Origin of the sequence: Bacteroides sp. OF04-15BH, assembly GCF_003477995.1 — a bacterium.
In the GTDB taxonomy this organism is placed as follows: Bacteria; Bacteroidota; Bacteroidia; order Bacteroidales; family Bacteroidaceae; genus Paraprevotella.
In genome coordinates this window covers 1-19,254 of record NZ_QUEM01000029.1, presented here as the reverse complement: position 1 = coordinate 19,254, position 19,254 = coordinate 1, and the positions used below count along the sequence as shown (strand labels likewise).

Sequence of the window (19,254 nt, the reverse complement as noted above, 5' to 3'; positions counted from 1 at the left end):
TATCCTAATTGCGCTGCAAATGTAGAAGCAGGTTGTTACAGTTTTATAACATGTTTGTGAAGATTTGTATTCAGTTTTTTTTGAGGGAGCAGATTGGTGATAAAAATAGAGCTTGCAGTCTTTTTGTTACAAAAACGACATATTTGTTTTCGGATACTGATAAAAAAAGTCTTCGATTACATGCCTGCAAAGAAGCGGGAATGTAATCGAAGACGACAGTATCCGTATGGCTTAATGGCGTTGCAGACGGAGCACCTGAGAGCAGTGCGACAGCACTTCCGGCCGGTGGGTGATGAAAAGCAGGGTCTTGTCCTGTGCCTTGTTTTGCAGATTCAGCAACAACTGTTTTTCCGTGGCAGCATCCAGTGCCGAAGTCGCTTCGTCCAGCAGCAGGATATTGCCTTTGCGGAGCAGGGCGCGGGCTATGGCGATGCGCTGGGCCTGTCCTTCGCTGAGGCCTCCTCCCATTTCATGGCAGCGGGTATCCATGCCGTCGGGCAGCTCAAACACAAAGTCGGCACAAGCCGTGTGCAGCGCCTCTTTCAGTTCCTCCTCACCGGCATGCGGGTTTCCGAGCAGCAGATTGTCGCGGATGGTACCGCTGAAGAGTGTGTTTCCCTGAGGAACATAAACGATGTTACAGCGGGTAAGCGGGCTACAGGTTACTTCTTTCTCCTTATTATATATATAGATTCGCCCTTGTTCCGGTCGTACCAGTCCCAAGACAAGACGGATCAGTGTGGTTTTTCCCGCTCCGGTCTCTCCCAGAATGGCGGTGCTGCTTCCCGGAGCAAAGTCATGACTGAAATCCGTCAGGATGGTTCTATGTCCTCCGGGATAGGTAAACCGGATCTGTTCGGCGCGGATGCCCAGGTTTCCGTCGAGATGAATGCTTTCTCCCTGTTCCTCTTTGGGCAGTGCTTCCAGTTCCATCAGGCGTTCCGTGGCCGTGAGCGAACCGATGAGCACCGGGATGAAGCGCGTCATGTCGCGGAAAGGACTTTGAATCTGTCCCACCAGCTGGATAAAGGCCATCATCACGCCGTAAGTGATGCTTCCGTCCATCAGGCGGCTGCTTCCCCAAAGAAAGGCGATGAGATAGCAGGAGCCGAAGCCGATGTTCAGCATGGTGGCCGAGAAAGACGAGAAGACGGTGCGCTGCTTGACCTGTTGCCGGAGCGACTGTTGGATACCGTCCAGCCGTCCAGCCATAAATCCTGTCTGCTCCAGAGTCTTGATCACCATTTTGTGTTGCAGGGTTTCCTGAAGCACGCTCTGTATCTGACTGTCCGTGTTACGGATGCCTCGGGTGAGTCCTCTCATTTTCCGGACATAGGCTTTGCTCAGCAAAATGAAAAACGGAAGGATCAGAATCACGGCGCAGGCCAGGAATGAATCCATGGAATAAAGAAACAGAAAGGCACCCACGAGGCGTACGCATACGGCCAGCATGCTGGGCAGGGTTTCCGTGATGACGCTTACCACATCGCTCACGTCGCGTTCCAACCGGTTCAGCATGTCGCCCGTGTGTTTCTGTTCCAGACTGCTCCAGTCACTGTTCAACAGCTGCCCGAAGATGCGCTGCTGCATCTTGTTCTGCGCGCGGACACCCAGAATGGCCCGCACCCAGCGGTTGGTGAATCCCACCAGAATCTGCAACAGCATGATGCCCACCAGAAAATAAGCTGCGGTAGACAGGTTGCCCGACTGTTTTTGTGTGGCTATGTCGATGGCCATTTTGGTGGCCCAGATAAAGGCAAAGTCCAGGAAGACACTGCTACAGCCCAATATGGCATTGATGCCCGCTTGCATCCGGTAGCTGCGGGCGGTATGCCAGAGCCACTTCAGCAGTGCCCAGGTCTTATAGGAAATCTTGAAATCTCTCATCATGTTACGAGCGAGGATCGGCGCCCCACATCAGTTTGTTGCGCAGGGTGCTGAAAAATGAATGATTCTGACGTTGGAACACTTTTACCTGATAAGGAGCCTTGCGGATGGTCAGACGGGTAGACTCCGGACAGGATTCGCTCCGGCCGTCTATGGCGACCAGAAAGTTATGGCTCCGGCTTTCGACCGACAGTTCGATAACGGCATTGTCGCGCAAGGCCAGCGGGCGCATGTTCAGGCTGTGGGGCGCCACGGGAGTGATGCTGAAGATGCCGGCCTGAGGCACTATGATCGGTCCGCCCACGCTGAGCGCATAGCCGGTAGATCCGGTCGGTGTACTGATAATCAGTCCGTCGGCCTGATAGGTGGTGAGATGCTCGCCGTTGATGCGCACATCAATACTGATCATGGAAGAATTGTCGTGTTTCAGCACAGCCACCTCATTCAGTGCATAGGGATAGACACTCAGGCTGCCGTCAGGCAAGGTCACTTCAATCACGCTGCGTGCCTCTATGGCATACTCTCCCCGGTACAGATGTTCCACCACATCCTCTATGTCATAGGGAGACACATCGGCCAGAAAACCCAGACGCCCCATATTGACGCCGAGTATCGGAATCTCTTTCTTTCCGACACGGCGTGCCGCTTCCAGAAACGTGCCGTCGCCCCCCATGCTGATAACGATATCAGCTTCGAAGTCATCGTCGGTAATGAGCCGGTCGGCCTGCACATCCAGTTTCAGCTCGTTGGTCAGGTAATGATAAAAGTCCTTGTCGATATATAGTTCGGCGGGATGTCTTTTCAGGATATGAAAAAGATGCTCAAACGAGGCTGATTTTTTGGCCTGATAGACATTTCCGAAAATTGCAAATCTAATATTCCGCATAATGCTGCTTGTTTTGTTCTTGTGTTCTGTTCCACATGATTGCGGTTCTTCTAGAAGCAAAATTACTTATTTTTTTCAATATATCATAGAATGAAGCTCTTACTTGCTTTTTCGAAGGAAAAATGAATTATCAGTCCTGAAAAAATATCCGGTTTATGAAAGACAATAACTGTTTTTTACTAACTTTGTGGAAACTGATACAACTAAAAAAATACGACACTGATGACAAAACTGAGTGTAAATATCAACAAAATAGCCACTTTGCGCAATGCGCGTGGCGGCGATAATCCCAATGTGGTGAAGATGGCTCTGGATTGTGAGGCTTTCGGAGCACAGGGTATCACGGTGCATCCGCGTCCCGACGAGCGGCATATCCGCTATCAGGATGTGCGCGACCTGAAGCCGGTGCTTACCACAGAGTTCAATATTGAGGGCTATCCCTGTGATTCTTTTATCGACCTGGTGTGTGAGGTCGTTCCGGCTCAGGTCACTTTGGTACCGGATTCGCCGGAGCAGATCACTTCCAATTCCGGTTGGGACACGGTGCGCTATCAGGATTTCCTGACGGATGTGGTCCGCACCTTTAAGGAAAAGGGCATCCGTACCTCTATTTTTGTGGGCACCGAGCTGCCTATGATTGAGCATGCCGCCAAGGTGGGTGCCGACCGTGTGGAACTGTATACCGAACCATACGCCACAGCCTATCGCACCAGTCCCGAAGCAGCCGTTGCTCCTTTTGTCCGGGCGGCAGAGTGCGCCCGTGCCGTAGGTCTGGGCCTGAATGCCGGTCATGACCTGAGTCTGGAGAATCTGGCATATATCCATCGTCAGATTCCTTGGCTGGACGAGGTGAGCATCGGGCATGCCTTGATTTGCGACGCCTTGTATTTGGGTATGGAACAGACCATCCGGAGTTATCTGGACTGTTTGAAATAATGTTTGTTCATTTAATTAAAGACATAGACTATGAATCCTATTTATTTGTTTTTTGCAGAAGGAACTGAAGAAGTTGAAGCTTTGGCTGTAGTGGATATTGTGCGCCGTGCTGGTTTGCCGATTCAGATTGTTTCCGTAACCGGTGATTTGTTGGTCAAGAGTTCACACGATGTACATATCAAGGCCGATGTGTTGTTTGAAGATGCTGATCTGGAAAATGCATCTTTGTTTGTGTTGCCAGGCGGACTGCCCGGAGCCTATAATCTGTATGAGCATGCCGGATTGCGCAAGGCCATTCAGAAGCGTTACGATGCAGGAGAACCGTTGGCTGCCATTTGTGCCGCTCCATTGGTATATGGCCGTATGGGATTGCTCAAGGGATTGAAGGCTACCTGCTATCCGGGATTCGACAAAGAACTCGAAGGTGCTGAATATACCGGCAAGCTGGTAGAGCAGGACGGACAGTTTATTACCGGTAAGGGTCCGGCCGCTGTCTTCGAATTTGCCTACGCCATCGTGACCAAGCTGGCCGGTGAAGAGAAGGTTCAGGCTCTGAAGGATGGTATGTTGTATTCAGAACTGGTAAAGTAACTTTTTTCTTATCATAATTTTTTAAGGACGAACCGCCTTTTGTGTCTTTTCACGGAGATGCAAAAGGCGGTTTTTTCGGTTGGCATTTTGTCTTTTTTCTCCGTAACGGGGCGCCGGTGCTTTCTTTCTGATTTTTTATGCAGACTGCCTCTTGCGAAAATGGGGACTGCCTGCCGTTTGCTGCGGATTTTGTGATTCTCAGTAGTTTGTTGGGGACTTATAGACTTATATATCAATGATTTTCTACGAATTTCCCCCTTCCTGTTTTCCCCCCTTTCCAGAAATTCAAAATCTCAAAATCAGGGTCTTTTCTTGTTCTTTCCGGATGTTTTAGAAATGTTGCCCATCATTTTGGAGAAACATTTCGATGTTTTGAACGGTTCATGGTGATGAATGTTTCTTCTCAAGCAGAGGTTTCTGCCGTTTTTCCGTATCGTTTTTCTGCTGTTTTTGGTATAAAAAACGTATGTCTATGCGATTTCTCTGCATCAGGAATGAATATTTATGCGGTTTCCTTTCCGGTTGGTGTGATAAACTAAAAAGGTGATGTTAGCAAAAATTGGAAAACGGTGGCAAAATGATAGGGGCCGTTCTTGCTCATGTCTGCTGATAACGCCACAAAAAATGCGGAGTCCGTAATGAACTCCGCATTCTTTACAGTTGCAGTATTTCTAGTCAAGGAAGTACCAGCTTGCGGGCATTGGTGTTGCCTTGCTTATCCGTCACCTGAATCAGATACATCTGAGAAGCATCATGATTCAGCGCAAAGCATGAGTTGCTGGTGGTCAGCAGAATCTTTCCCTCTACATCATACACCGTCACCTTTTGCACCTCAGTTCCTTTTACGGTAACCTTGTTGTCCTGCACATCGAATGAAAAATTCGGTGAGTCAGTGATCGGAGCGATTTGTGTCACAATCTTGGAGCAGTCAATCTCAATCTGGTCACCTTTTTGAGCATCAATATGAAGGGTGTTCATATCGTTCCATTCGGCCTGTATTTCCTTACCGTTGACATAAACGGTAGCGGTGGCAATACCAGGATAAGATACGTATAGAGGACTTCCCTGGTTGGAAACGATATGGACGGTTTGAGGTTTCAGCTCTTTCCAGGAAACGTCTACCGTAAAGTCTCCAACGGCCTTCAATCCTTCAATGGAACCGTTCTTCCAAACTTCAGGAAGGGCCGGAAGAATCTGGATGGTATCGGTGTGGCTCTGCATTAACATTTCGGCGATACCGGCACAGGCACCGAAGTTTCCGTCAATCTGGAATGGGGCGTGGGCATCATAGAGATTATAGTAAATGCCGCCTCCTGCCACACTGTGGTGGCGTAATGCCAGCTCCAGAATGTCGTGGGCGTGATTGCCGTCCTGCATTCTGGCCCAAAGGTTTATCTTCCATCCCATTGACCAGCCGGTAGAGGCGTCTCCTCTTAATTTCAAGGAGTTCAGGGCAGCTTCAAAATAAGGGCTGGTGGCCGTAACCTGACTGAACGGATAAATACACATCAGGTGAGACATGTGGCGGTGACCGTTTTGTCCGGCATCGTATGTACTTTCTTTCCATTCTCTCAACAATGGATCGCCGGTTTTGACACCGTTCAAAGTAGCTCCCCACGCACCGGTGTACTTTTCGATTCTCAGACCCTTGTCGAGTTTCTTCAGACGGTCGGAAAGCAAGGTCAGCTGTTCTTCGTTCAGACCGCTTTCTGTTCCCAGAATCTGCGCTGCCTTTTGCGTGTTGGCCAGCAGGTCCCAAACCAGTTGCTGGGCGTGGGCCACACCGTCTTCCGTAGGACCATGTTCCGGAGAAAACTCCTGCGGGCAGACATACAAGCCATCGGAATCTTTTATCAGGCGCTCAAGCCAGAATTCCGAAGCACTCCACATGGTAGGGAATACCTTGGCCAGATACTCCTTGTCGAGCGTATAGCGGTAGTGCTGCCAGAGGTGGGTGCAATACCAGGCATTGGTGATGACGTAATTGTGCATAAAGGAACCGACACCGCCAAAGATGTTGTTTTCCGTATAACAGGTCCAGCCCTTTGTCTGTCCGGCATCTCTGGCATATCCCTTCCACTCATCGTGGTTCATGGCCATGTTCGTGATGTAGTTGATAAAAGGCAGATGCAGTTCAGACAGGTTGGTGATTTCTGCGGGCCAATAGTTCATCTGAACATTGATATTGGCGTGGATATCTCCATTCCATGCCGGTTCTGAAGAATTGTTCCAGATGCCTTGCAGGTTGGAAGGCAAGTCGACACCACGTGAGGAACCTAGCATCAGATAGCGTCCATAATTGAAATACAATGCTTCCAGCATCAGGGCGTAGTCTTCTGTTCCGGTACTCCTTTGTGCATATTTCTTGATCAGTTCATCGGTTGGCAGATTGTTCTTTGCTCCTTCCAGATTCAGGTGGACACGGCCAAACAAGGAACCATAGTCAGCAACATGGTCTTCATACAGCTGTTCCCATCCTTTCTGGGCGGCAGCGTCTACCTTCTGCAATACTTTTGCTTCCAGCTCTGAGGTGGCAGATACATAGTTCGGAGCATAGGCATCGAAGTCTGTTCCTCCGCCCAGAATGACCAGAATCTCATCGGCAGCCTTAACAGTAATGCCTTCGTCGGTGGTTTCTATATGACCTCCTGTAGGGATCACCTTTAAACGGGCATTATAGCTGACAATCTGCAACTTACCCTTGAAGCAGGCATAGCCATCCTTGTATTCGGTATCGGCCTTGATGCCGGGCTTTCCGGATTCCATCGTAAAGCGCAGACTGAGTTTTCCGGGTTCGGAAGCCTTCAGGCGCATGGCCACAACCTGATCGGGGTTGCTGGCAATATATTCGCGGGTGTAGGTTACGGATTTGTCCGGACTCTTGTAGACAACGGAAGCCGTGGCGTTTGTCAGATCCAGCTGGCGATAATAATCCTGCACCGGGTGGGCATCTCCGTAACTGAATCCTTCTTCGCCCAAACTTTCTATATAGACGCTACCGAAGTTTTCGTAGTCTCCATATTCGGAACCGTTGTCTTTGTTGGTTCCGGACCATAATGTCTTTTCGTTAAACTGAACCTCTTCCTTTAATACACCGCCGAATATGCTGGCACCGAACTGTCCGTTTCCGATAGGCAGACTGTATTCCATCCATTTGTCGGCAGCACTGGTGAGTGTGGTCGGCTGGGTGTACCACAAGGTGAGGTCATGCTCCGGTTTGTATCCCTCTATACCTTCCACTTTATAGTCGGCATAAACCATGTCGGCGGGTTCGATGAAATAGAGCGGATTGTTCTTGTCGCTGGCTTGCCACAGTCCGATCTCGTTTCCGGTCTGGGCTCCCATCCACTGGTTCAATGCCGGGCGCTGTTTGTTGCCGTTGACATGGATTTCCCATGCCGGAGAGTATGCGGCATAATCGGTAGTGTATAAGCGGAAACTGCCGTTCCACTTTTCGGATTGGGTCTTTAGGCGTGCGGCATCACTTCCGTCTGTTCCTGAGACATAGGCATAGTGGCCGGCCTTGTTGACGAGCTGGAAACTGTTTTCGTCGCCCACCAGTTTCCACAACTGTTCGTCAATAGGATCCGGATGGGCCAGAACCGATGCTTTTCCGATACCTTCATCCTGTATGGTATTGCCATTCTCACAGAACTTAATGAAAAACCAGGTTTCATTGTTCTCTGTGCTGAACTTCGGGAGCTGGGTTGTTGTGGCCACAAAATGCAGCGGGTTGTTCATGTCTCCGGCAGTGTACTCACCCAGATATTTGCCTATTCCGGCTCCTTCCCATTGGTTCATGCTCGAAGTTCCGTTTTTGCGCTGAAGCTCCCAACTGTCGGGATAGTTGGAGTTTGGACTGGTGATGAGCTTCATGGGCTCTCCCTGTGTGGCGGAAGTATAGAATCCGCCGGAGAAAGAAAGATAATGCCCCGTTTTGCTCTTCATGACAAAGTCATTCTGGTTGCCGATGAGAGCCCACATCTGATTGCTCTGAGAAGATTTTTGTGCGGTAATCAGCTTTTTACCTGTTCCCGGATCGGAGATGGTTCCCGAGCCGTTCTTGAATTGGACATAATACCATGTGGTATCATTTGCAACTGAGAATTTGGGTAACAATTGTCCTTGCGCCGTAACGAAGAACAGAGAAGCACCCATTAGAAATTTGAATCTTTTTTTCATGAGTTATTATTATTTTAGTAAATTGGTGAGTTCCTTTTGGCTTGAGCCGTTTTTGTCTGCTTTTCTTTAACGGCCAACTTTGAAGGTATAGGTTTCGAAGTCGTAAATGTTCTTATTTGTTGATCAGGATACAACTTCCACCACCCGGTGCCAATTGTACCCGAATTACGGATTTTGGGGTGACTTGGTCTGTACGAGACTTCATTTTTTCTCTATTATATAAATAATGTGCTCCATCACCGTCTTCCATTACTACAGCCTGATAACTTTTTCCTGATTGCAGAAAGTCCAAAGGGATATCCAATGTCCTTGCTTGCTCATTGGTTGCAGCACCAATCAGATAGGCATCTTTGGTTTCTCGCATCATGACGATATACTCTCCGATTTCTCCACATAATGTCTTGCTTTCCAGCCAGGGCATCTTCTGGGCACTGATGAAATCCAGTAGTGGAGGATATTTTCTGTAAAACTCGGGTATGTCCGGTATAATGGTTGCGCCAGAGAAAACAATTAACGTGCGGGCTGCTTCTGCTACGAGGGTGGAAGGAACGGGTTGGTTTTCGTCTACTCGCGTAGTATTTCCCTGTCTCAGGTCAAACATACCGTTGTTCATGTCAATGGGGCCTGCCAGCATATTGACATAGACCGAAGTGACAAACGTTTTGGGCTGAAAGGTCCGGTGGGCATCAAGCTGCGCCTGACAATATTCGCGTGTAACGGCGTTGGGCCAGGTTCTCATTTGTCCGTACGGATGAACGGGACCATCATGAAAATCTACCAGCAATCTGTTCTTGGCACATAAGGCCGTGATTTTCTGTGTCCAGATATTCTTCTCGCGTGGACTTCCTTTCATGAAACCATACTTGATTCCGGCTGCTCCCCAGGCTGCATATTGGGCCAGAGTCTTTTCTATCGGGTATTCCCTGCCTCCAACATCGTTCAGGTAAAGCCAGATGCCTACGCCTTTCTTTTTCGCATAAGCTATGATACGCTTTACATCGTTCACTTTCTCTCCCGTAAGCGGATTGGATTCGGCTTCATGTTCGGGGCCGTACCAATTGGCGTCCAGAACCAGATAAGAAAACTTTTGTTCCGAAGCGAAGTCCACCATACGTACCCAGGAAGGATAATCCATCCGGTAAGTGAAGCCTTCCCATTCTGCGCCGTTGATGCGCCAGTCCCATACGGCTACTCCTGGCTTCACCCAGGAGAAATCTCCCACAGGGTCGGGATTCAATAATTCCAGTAGATGGGAGTCGACCATTTCACCCGGCGTTTTTCCGATGAACAGCACGCGCCATGCTGACAAATAACCTGCAACCAAATCTACCGGCTGGGCTTCTACATGAAACGTGCAGTTGTCTTTGGCGGAACGTAATAACAGGGGCGCATCAGTCCTGAGATCAGCTTCATGCACAGCCAGATATAAATTGCGGTCTGCACGGATTGTCATGACGGGCTGACGAATACCGGATGATTCCGACAACCGTTCCGGACCGATATTATGATATTCATTATTATAGAACCAGGCGGTATAATCGCCGTTAAAGGCAAAACTGGTAGATTCGAGTACAGCCTTCTTCTTTAGTCTTGATCGGTCAGGAACAGAATACCGGAATGCTACGCCATCGTTGTACGCCCGTAAGTACAGGCAGAAATCGTTCTGAGCAGCACCGATAACCGAAAACTTCAAACATAATTCATTGTAGCGGTCTGGAACACGTTGCCGCTTGCCCCAAACCGGTTTCCAAATTCCGTTGTGCGTATTCTTTGATGAAGAAACCAGACGGACTTTTTGGGATGAGAGAAGCTGATTGCCGAGAGAATCCTGAAATCCCAGCAATGATGCGTCCAGCAGAAGAGAATCTCTTACGGAAAGACTGTACGTCCAGTTTCCTTGATTCGTAAAGACGCTAAGTACTATTTCTCCATCTGGAGACGTCACTCGATAACGGTTTTTTGTATATCCGCCCAGACAAATGGACCAGATGAACAGGCAGAAAATAATAGCACGTTTCATAGTTATTATAAATTGGCTGCAATATATTAATTCGATTTCCTTGAAAGTGATTCCGTTGGATTGGATTTCAGAATCTTCTTGTTTTAGTTCATTGTTCGTTTTGGAACAGGTTTCGACATTTGCTGTTCTGAAGCATGATGTCACCTTGTTTTCATGTTTTTCTGGACTGAACGTTTTGCAAATGTACCTTTCCTTATTCAAAAAAAGAAATTTTATTCTTCTTTTTTTCGTGATTTTTCTGATTCAAAAAAATAAACTGTTGATTTGCATCAAGAATTATTAATCTTCGCAGAAATTTCGTAAGTTTGTAATACGTTTAAGAAAGGACAAAATGAAGAAATATGTGATTATTGTGGCCGGAGGCAAAGGTCTCCGTATGGGTGGAGAGATCCCCAAGCAGTTTCTTCCGATTGGAGGAAAACCTGTATTGATGCGTACGGTAGAGGCATTTTATCAGACTGATGCCGAAACGGGCATCGTATTGGTTTTACCGAAGGTACAGCAGGATTATTGGAAAGAACTGTGCCGTCAATATGATTTCCGGATTCCCTATATACTGGCCGACGGTGGACGCACCCGTTTCCATTCTGTGCAGAATGGATTGCAGGCTGTTCCCGAGGAAGGAAGTGATGTGCTGATTGCCGTGCACGACGGAGTGCGCCCGTTTGTATCATCGCAGGTGATTCAGGCCTGTTTTGATGAGGCTGCCCGTCAGGGAGCGGTTGTACCGGTGCTGGATATGGTGGATTCCGTGCGCCAGTTGTCTGCGGATGGCAGTAGTATGGCGGTGGACCGTTCGCGCCTGAAACTGGTGCAGACTCCGCAGACTTTCCGGGCCGATGTGTTGAAGAAAGCTTACAGTCAGGATTTTACTGAACTGTTTACCGATGATGCTTCTGTCGTGGAGGCTTCCGGAGTGTCCGTAGCTTTGGTGCCGGGTAATCGTGAGAATATCAAGATCACGACTCCTTTTGATTTGAAAATTGCCGAAGCACTTCTTAAAGAATAAAACATGTTGGATCTGGAACGTCAGGATATAAAGTTTTTGCCCGGAGTGGGACCGCAGCGTGCCCGACTGCTCAATGATGAGTTGAAAATCTATACGCTGAACGATCTGCTCTATTATTTTCCTTATAAACACATTGATCGCAGTAGGTTGTATGCCATAAAGGAACTTACTGCCGATATGCCGTATGTGCAGATCAAAGGTCAGATTCTCAGTTACGAAACGGAGGGAGAAGGACGAAAGCGCCGCTTGGTGGCTCATTTTACGGATGGTTATGGAGTGGTGGACTTGGTCTGGTTTCAGGGAATCAAGTATATCGCTTCTCATTATAAGGTGCATCAGGAGTATATCGTGTTTGGAAGACCTTCGGCCTTTAACGGGCGCATCAATATCTCGCATCCCGATATAGAGCCGGCCGAGCAGCTTACTCTTTCTTCCATGCGCATGCAACCTTATTATAACACTACGGAGAAGATGAAGCGCAGCGGGATGAATTCCCGCACGATAGAGCATTTTACTTCCACTTTATTCCAGAAACTGGATGCCCCGATTCCCGAAACTCTACCGCAGTGGCTGCTGGATGAGTTGCATCTGATTCCGTTGGGACAGGCTTTGCGTCAGGCTCACTATCCGGCTACGGCCGATGAATTGCGACGGGCACAACTGCGACTCAAGTTTGAAGAACTCTTTTATGTGCAACTGAATATCTTGCGTTATACGCGTGATCGTATCCGCCGTTATCGGGGCTTTGTATTCTCACGTGTGGGCAATTATTTTCATCAGTTCTACAGTGACTATCTGCCTTTTGCTTTGACAAATGCCCAAAAACGGGTAATCAAGGAAATCCGTACAGATATGGGAAGCGGAAGACAGATGAACCGCCTGCTTCAGGGCGATGTGGGCAGTGGAAAGACTTTGGTGGCTCTGATGTGTATGCTCATTGCGCTGGATAATGGATTTCAGGCGTGTATTATGGCTCCGACGGAGATTTTGGCTGAGCAGCATCTGGAAACGTTCCGCAAGTTTTTGGGCGACATGCCTGTTACGGTGGAACTGCTGAAAGGTTCGGTCAAGGGGAAACGCCGTCAGGCGGTACTCGATGGAGTGCGTGACGGCTCGGTGCAGATTCTGGTGGGGACACATGCCGTATTGGAGGATCCGGTGGTATTTCAGAATCTGGGTATGGTGGTTATTGATGAGCAGCATCGTTTTGGAGTGGCTCAGCGTGCCCGCTTATGGGGCAAGAATACCTGGCCGCCGCATGTGCTGGTGATGACGGCTACACCTATTCCGCGCACCCTGGCCATGACTTTGTATGGTGATCTGGAAGTGTCGGTTATTGACGAGTTGCCTCCGGGCAGAAAGCCGATACAGACCACACATCGTTTTGAGAACCAGCGGGAGAGTCTCTATCAGGGAGTACGGCGCGAGATACAGCGTGGACGACAGGTCTATGTGGTTTATCCGTTGATTCAGGAGAGCGAAAAACTGGATATCAAGAATCTGGAAGAAGGATATGAACATCTGCGGCAGGTTTTTCCGGAATATCGTATCAGCAAGGTGCACGGAAAGATGAAAGCGCAGGAGAAGGATGAAGAAATGCAACGTTTCATTTCCGGTGAAACGCAGATTCTGGTGGCGACTACTGTTATTGAGGTGGGAGTGAATGTGCCCAATGCTTCGGTGATGATCATTGAAAATGCCGAGCGTTTTGGGCTGGCGCAATTGCATCAGCTTCGCGGTCGGGTAGGGCGCGGCGCGGAGCAGTCCTATTGTATTCTGGTTACCAAATATGAACTGAGCAAGGATACACGCCGACGGATGCAGATCATGACCGAAACCAACGACGGCTTTGAAATAGCCGAAGAGGATTTGAAACTGCGCGGACCGGGCGACTTGGAAGGAACGCAGCAGAGCGGTATTGCCTTTGATTTGAAACTGGCAAATCTGGCTCGTGACGGACAGATTCTGGAGCTGGCCCGACAGAAAGCGCAAGGATTGTTGGATAATGACCCGGATGAAAACCGTCCCGAGAACCGAATGGTTTGGGCCCGTTTGGAGCATTTGAGAAAAAATCAGGTAAATTGGTCGGCAATTTCTTGATTCTACCTTGTTTCGATTTCTTTATAGCTTGTAAATAAGATTGTTATGCGCGAGTCGTCAAGTCGGAATCGTAAGGTTTCTGGCTTAATATAAGTAAAAAAACATTAATACTATTTGGTTGTCTCTTCTAAAAAGGCTATTTTTGCAACCGGATGTTTGTTTCATGTTCCTGCTTGTGTCATGAGGTCGGCTGTTGTAAAGTCCGTGTTTGTGTCGGGAACCGAACAAAATCTGTTTTTGGTTTTTCCTTGCTTTAGGGACTTTGAGGAGAAACGTCTGAGAGTAGAAATCATTTATGGTGTAACGAATAACTATTAGTTAGAAGAAACGAACAGAAGAATGCTTTTTAAATTAAAGAAGTTAAAGACAGGGGCGATAGCCGTAATAGCCATGTTGAGCGCTATTCCGATGCAGGGACAGGATCTTTTGGCCCGTCAGGCTCCTATCGACAAGAAAATGCGTTCCGTAGACTCAGTGGCTTTGCAGAAACTGATCAATACGGACAATTTGCAGAATCCGGCTTTTGATTTGTATCAGGGATGGCATAATAATTATGTAAGCCGTTATAATGTAGAAATGCCGCAAGAGTACAAGATAGACTTACGTCATTTCTGCATGCCGACACCAAGTCGGTTGGTTACATCCAATTATGGCTACCGTCGTACATTCGGCCGCATGCACAAGGGATTGGATATTAAAGTGTATATCGGAGATACCATCCGTGCCGCATTCAGCGGAAAGGTTCGCATCGTAGCCTATGAGCGCGGCGGATACGGAAAGTATATAGTGATTCGCCATCCGAATGGACTGGAAACCGTTTACGGCCACTTGTCCAAGCAGATCGTAAAAGAGGATCAGGTAGTACAGGCCGGTGAACCAATCGGATTGGGTGGTAATACCGGACGTTCAACCGGTTCGCACCTGCACTTTGAAACCCGTTTCCTGGGACAGGCCATCAATCCGGCGGAAATGTTTGACTTTGTAGAACAGGACGTTACAGGAGACTATTATTTGTTCCGCGCCAACGGAAAAGGTTATGTGCTGAATGGAAATGAGCGCGTTCCTGCTGATTTGGCCAGCATCACTCCTGCAACTGCTTCTGAAAAGAAAAAGCCAGCGAAGAAGGAGAATCCGATCCGAATCCACAAGGTGAAGTCGGGTGAGAATTTGTCTACGATTGCCAAGAAATTGGGAACAACCATCGAAAAGTTGTGTAAGATGAACGGTTTGAGTCGTAAGGCAACTTTGAGACCAGGACAGATTTTAAGATATTCTTAATCATAAAAAAGAGTTTGCTATGATGTTATAGCAGACTCTTTTTTTTGTACTTCTCGTAAGAAAATGCTACCTTTGCACCTATTAAAAGTAAAAATAATCACAGAGAATGGATACCAAACAGCAGTTTGAACAGGTGATGGCCGAGTGCCGGGATTTGTTTGCCAAGAAATTGCACGATTATGGAGCCGCGTGGCGGATTATGCGCCCGGTTTCTGTAACCGACCAGATCTTTATCAAGGCCAATCGGATTCGCAGCCTCGAGGTCAAAGGTGTTTCTTTGGTGGGCGAAGGTATTTATCCGGAATTTATGGCCATCGTGAATTATGGCATCATTGGCCTGATTCAGCTGGAACTCGGTTTTGCCGACCGGGAGGATCTGACTGCTGAGGCGGCTCTGGAGTATTATGACAAGTATGCGCAGACCACTTTGGAGCTGATGCTCAAGAAAAACCATGATTATGATGAGGCATGGCGGAGCATGCGTATATCTTCCTATACCGATTTGATTCTGATGAAAATTTATCGGACCAAGCAGATTGAAGAACTGAAGGGAGAGACGCTGGTGTCTGAAGGTGTGGATGCAAACTATATGGACATGATCAACTATTCGGTTTTCGGACTGATAAAATTAAAGTTCGGTGAGTAGGTTAAAGCGAAAAATCAAATGGGGCTGGGTTAATCTTTGTCGTCTGATTTTGTCCGGTACGTTTATCATGTCGGGCTTTGTCAAAGCAGTCGACCCGCGAGGAACGCAATACAAGCTTGAAGATTATGCCGAAGCCTTTCATCTGGCAGACTGGGTATCCGGTTATCTTTATCTGCCGGCAGCTATTTTGCTGGCTGTCGTGGAGTTCTGTCTGGGTATTTATCTGTTTTTCGGTATCCGGCGCAGGACGACGACATGGGCTTTGCTGATCCTGATGTCCCTGATGACTCCTTTTACGCTTTATCTGGCTTTGGCCAATCCGGTGTCGGACTGCGGTTGCTTTGGCGACGCATTTAAACTGACGAATTGGGAAACTTTCTACAAGAACGTGGTTTTGCTGTTGGCCGCAGTGAGTGTATGCCGTTATCCCCGCTTGCTGAACCGTTTCATTTCTGAGCGTAATCAGTGGATGGTTTCGATGTATTCCATCTTCTTTATCTGGATATTCTCCGGATGGTGTGTCTACCGTTTGCCGGTGCTTGACTTCCGCCCGTATCATATCGGTGCCGACTTGGTGCAGGGGATGAGTATTCCCGAAGATGCGGAGCAGCCGGAGTTTGAAACAACTTTCATTCTTGAAAAGAACGGAGTACGAAAGGAGTTTACAGAGCAGAACTATCCCGACAGCACATGGACTTTTGTAGACAGCCGCACGGTGATGACCAAGGCGGGATATGAACCTCCGGTGCACGATTTCTCGATTACCGAATATGAGAGCGGAGAAGATATTACCGAGCAGATCCTTCGGGATACTTCCTACACCTTTCTGTTGGTATCTCCTTTTTTGGAGCATGCCGATGACAGTAATATGGATCAGATAAACGAGATTTTCGATTACTGTCGGGAGCAGGGATATTCCTTTTACTGTCTTACGGCTTCGGGACCGGAGTTTGTGACACGCTGGCAGGACCTTACAGGTGCGGAATATCCGTTTTGTGTGACAGATGCGATAACGCTGAAGACGATTGTCCGTTCCAATCCGGGACTGGTGCTTCTGAAGCAAGGTGTCGTGATCAACAAGTGGAGTGTGAACAACCTTCCGGATGAATCGGAGTTTGCTGGCCGGAGGCTGGAGCAGACAACGGTGGGAACGTTGAGGCCCGAAGCCAATTGGTTCCGTGTGATGAAGGTGCTTTTCTGGTATGTGGTGCCTTTGCTGTTGCTCACATTGCTCGACCGCATTTGGATCGCCTTTAAAATGAATCAGAGAACAAAACATAAAAAACGAGTTTTAAACCTAATAAAACAACAAGAAAATGAGAAAGAAAATTGTAGCAGGTAACTGGAAGATGAACCTGAACTTGCAGGAAGGTGTTGCTTTGGCAACTGAGTTGAACGCAGCTTTGACTGCTGACAAACCAAATTGTGATGTAGTAATCTGCACTCCGTTCATTCACTTGGCTTCTGTAGCTAACGTGTTGGATGCAAATCTGATCGGTTTGGGTGCTGAGAACTGCGCTGACAAGGTTTCAGGTGCATATACCGGTGAGGTTTCTGCCGCTATGGTTAAGTCTACTGGTGCACAGTATGTAATCCTGGGTCACTCAGAGCGTCGTGCTTACTACGGTGAGACTGCTGAGATCCTGAAGGAGAAGGTTAACTTGGCTTTGGCTAACGGTTTGAAGGTAATCTTCTGCATCGGTGAGGTATTGGAAGAGCGTGAGGCTGAGAAGCAGAACGAAGTGGTTAAGGCTCAGTTGGAAGGATCATTGTTCGATCTGACTGCAGAGCAGTTCTCAAACATCATCTTGGCTTATGAGCCAGTTTGGGCTATCGGTACTGGTAAGACTGCTACTGCTGAGCAGGCTGAGGAGATGCACGCATTCATCCGTAGCACTATCGCCGACAAGTTCGGTGCTGAGGCTGCTGAGAATGTTTCTATCCTATACGGTGGAAGCTGCAAGCCTTCAAATGCTAAGGAAATCTTCGCAAAACCAAATGTTGATGGTGGCTTGATCGGTGGCGCTGCTTTGAAGTGCGCTGACTTCAAGGGTATCATCGATGCATGGAAGGCATAATTTTCAGGCACGTAGATATTAAGAAATTAATGAAGTTGAAATGCCATTCCGAGCAGGCGTCTGTCGGGACAGCCCTTCGGAATGGCATTTTTCTTTAGGAAGGCCGTTCCTTCCTGTTCAATTCTTTAATGTTTTTTATATGAAGCACCTTTTTATTGGATTGTTAGGAGTGATGCTGGCATTGCCGCTGTCTGCCCAGAAGTTTACCGAGCGCCTGGAGCAGGTGGAGGCGGGTAAAGGGCGCGTTGTGATCCATCAGGACTCATCCATAGAACGCCTGGTGAACGGTTCTCCCGAGAAGAAGGCGGAGAAACAGATTGACCGCACAGAAACGTCTTCTGTTTTGAAGAAAAACGATCCGGATTCCAGTGCAAGTATTGTGAAGAGCGATACCACGACTCCTAAGGCCTATCGTTCCAAATACACTACTGTGGGCTACCGTATTCAGGTTTATTCCGGAGGTAATTCGCGGACTGCGCGCGAGCAGGCCATGCGTAAGGGAAATCAGGTGAAGAAGTATTTTGCAGATCTTCCTGTTTATACTCATTTTTACAGCCCTCGATGGACGTGCCGTATCGGCGATTTTCGTTCCTATGCTGAGGCGAGCCGTGTTCTGAGCGAATTAAAAGGTACAGGAGCTTTTGGTGAGGCTGTGATTGTAAAGTGCAAAATTCAAGTAGCTTATTGATATGGATAAGAAGAATGTGGATTTGAATGTACAGAATGAGCTGGCGGCTCATTATAAGGGGATTCTTTCTTTGTTGGGCGAGGATGCCGAGCGTGAGGGACTGATCAAGACTCCGGAGCGTGTGGCCAAGGCGATGCTGACTCTGACCCGCGGTTATCATGAGGATCCGGCTGCCATTTTGAATTCCGCTAAATTTAAGGAAAACTATAACCAGATGGTTATTGTTAAGGATATAGATTTCTTTTCTCTTTGTGAGCACCACATGTTGCCGTTTTATGGTAAGGTGCATGTGGCTTATATACCGAACGGTTATATCACCGGGTTGAGTAAGATTGCCCGTGTGGTTGATTGCTTCTCTCATCGTCTTCAGGTGCAGGAACGCATGACCTTGCAGATTAAGGAATGCATCCAGCAGGCACTGAATCCGCTGGGAGTGATGGTTGTGGTCGAGGCGCAGCACATGTGCATGCAGATGAGAGGCGTTGAAAAACAGAACTCGGTGACGACAACAAGTGATTTTACGGGAGCTTTCCAACAGGCAAAAACACGAGAAGAGTTTTTGAATCTGATTCATCATAAATAATCTAAGGATAAAGTATCGATTGAAAAGAGTCGTATCAAACTCTATTTTTTGAGTGATGATACGGCTCTTTTTTATCTTCTCATATAAGATATAAAGGTCATTCAGCAGATGGAGGAATCTCGAAAGGCTGTTCCTTCATTTTTTTTGTGCTGAAGACGCGGATTTTTTATTATGATGTTTGTTTTATTTCATTATGATGTTCTTGAAAAATCATCCTGATGAAATTTTATAGCTCGCAAATCTGTTATCAGAACCCATAATTGGGGGAGGTTTGCAGGTCGGGCTTTTATTCTGAAAAATGCCGTTTGCAGCCCGAATATCGGTATCGGCTGAAAAAGAATTGAATTTTTATTCATTTTTTTTGTTGGCT

14 protein-coding genes are annotated in these 19,254 nt (G+C 47.8%); 10 read left to right on the top strand and 4 right to left on the bottom strand.

The genetic code is table 11. From position 1 onward, the window contains the following. Positions 1-231: 231 nt before the first annotated feature. Entirely contained in the window at positions 232-1,890 is a 1,659-nt protein-coding gene (locus DXA74_RS12260; RefSeq protein ID WP_199666166.1) for an ABC transporter ATP-binding protein, read from the bottom strand. Position 1,891: 1 nt separating this feature from the next. Beyond that, positions 1,892-2,764 (bottom strand): NAD kinase, encoded by an 873-nt coding sequence (locus DXA74_RS12255; protein ID WP_199666168.1) that lies wholly within the window; start codon positions 2,762-2,764, stop codon positions 1,892-1,894. 231 nt (positions 2,765-2,995) lie between these two features. Between DXA74_RS12255 and DXA74_RS12250 the strand changes: the two genes are divergently transcribed. Together DXA74_RS12250 and DXA74_RS12245 are read left to right on the top strand one after the other, a co-directional pair. Continuing rightward, entirely contained in the window at positions 2,996-3,709 is a 714-nt protein-coding gene (locus DXA74_RS12250) for a pyridoxine 5'-phosphate synthase (RefSeq protein ID WP_118528010.1), read from the top strand. 30 nt (positions 3,710-3,739) lie between these two features. After that, positions 3,740-4,300, top strand: a complete 561-nt coding sequence (locus DXA74_RS12245) for a DJ-1 family glyoxalase III (protein WP_118528008.1) — start codon at positions 3,740-3,742, stop codon at positions 4,298-4,300. Between the two features lie 675 nt (positions 4,301-4,975). On the opposite strand, the gene DXA74_RS12235 is transcribed toward DXA74_RS12245, so the two are convergent. Next, the gene (locus DXA74_RS12235; protein ID WP_118528004.1) at positions 4,976-8,482 is read right to left on the bottom strand and encodes a glycoside hydrolase N-terminal domain-containing protein; all 3,507 of its coding nucleotides are present in this window, start codon (positions 8,480-8,482) and stop codon (positions 4,976-4,978) included. A 112-nt stretch (positions 8,483-8,594) separates the two neighbouring features. Continuing rightward, positions 8,595-10,502, bottom strand: coding sequence for a glycoside hydrolase family 97 protein (locus tag DXA74_RS12230; RefSeq protein ID WP_118528060.1), 1,908 nt, complete (start codon positions 10,500-10,502; stop codon positions 8,595-8,597). A 331-nt stretch (positions 10,503-10,833) separates the two neighbouring features. Here DXA74_RS12230 and DXA74_RS12225 point away from each other — a divergent pair, with 331 nt between their 5' ends. The 8 genes from DXA74_RS12225 (at position 10,834) to folE (ending at position 18,884) form a co-directional block, all read left to right on the top strand. After that, the gene (locus DXA74_RS12225) at positions 10,834-11,511 is read left to right on the top strand and encodes a 2-C-methyl-D-erythritol 4-phosphate cytidylyltransferase (RefSeq protein ID WP_118528002.1); all 678 of its coding nucleotides are present in this window, start codon (positions 10,834-10,836) and stop codon (positions 11,509-11,511) included. Between the two features lie 3 nt (positions 11,512-11,514). Beyond that, a complete protein-coding gene (gene recG / locus DXA74_RS12220) occupies positions 11,515-13,611 on the top strand; it encodes an ATP-dependent DNA helicase RecG (RefSeq protein ID WP_118528000.1) in 2,097 nt (698 codons plus the stop codon). A gap of 339 nt (positions 13,612-13,950) precedes the next feature. Then, a complete protein-coding gene (locus DXA74_RS12215) occupies positions 13,951-14,889 on the top strand; it encodes a M23 family metallopeptidase (protein WP_118527998.1) in 939 nt (312 codons plus the stop codon). A 106-nt stretch (positions 14,890-14,995) separates the two neighbouring features. Next, positions 14,996-15,535, top strand: a complete 540-nt coding sequence (locus DXA74_RS12210; RefSeq protein WP_118527996.1) for a DUF1599 domain-containing protein — start codon at positions 14,996-14,998, stop codon at positions 15,533-15,535. Then, positions 15,528-16,877, top strand: coding sequence for a BT_3928 family protein (locus DXA74_RS12205; protein WP_233550532.1), 1,350 nt, complete (start codon positions 15,528-15,530; stop codon positions 16,875-16,877). Before DXA74_RS12210 ends, DXA74_RS12205 begins: the two co-directional genes overlap by 8 nt. Then, entirely contained in the window at positions 16,852-17,613 is a 762-nt protein-coding gene (gene tpiA, locus DXA74_RS12200; RefSeq protein ID WP_118527994.1) for a triose-phosphate isomerase, read from the top strand. The genes DXA74_RS12205 and tpiA overlap by 26 nt, the downstream gene beginning before the upstream one ends. Positions 17,614-17,752: 139 nt before the next feature. After that, a complete protein-coding gene (locus tag DXA74_RS12195; RefSeq protein ID WP_158576067.1) occupies positions 17,753-18,301 on the top strand; it encodes an SPOR domain-containing protein in 549 nt (182 codons plus the stop codon). A 1-nt stretch (position 18,302) separates the two neighbouring features. Next, positions 18,303-18,884 carry a GTP cyclohydrolase I FolE gene (folE, locus tag DXA74_RS12190; RefSeq protein ID WP_118527990.1) on the top strand — a complete coding sequence of 194 codons (582 nt, stop codon included), beginning with the start codon at positions 18,303-18,305 and terminating at the stop codon, positions 18,882-18,884. Positions 18,885-19,254 lie beyond the last annotated feature (370 nt).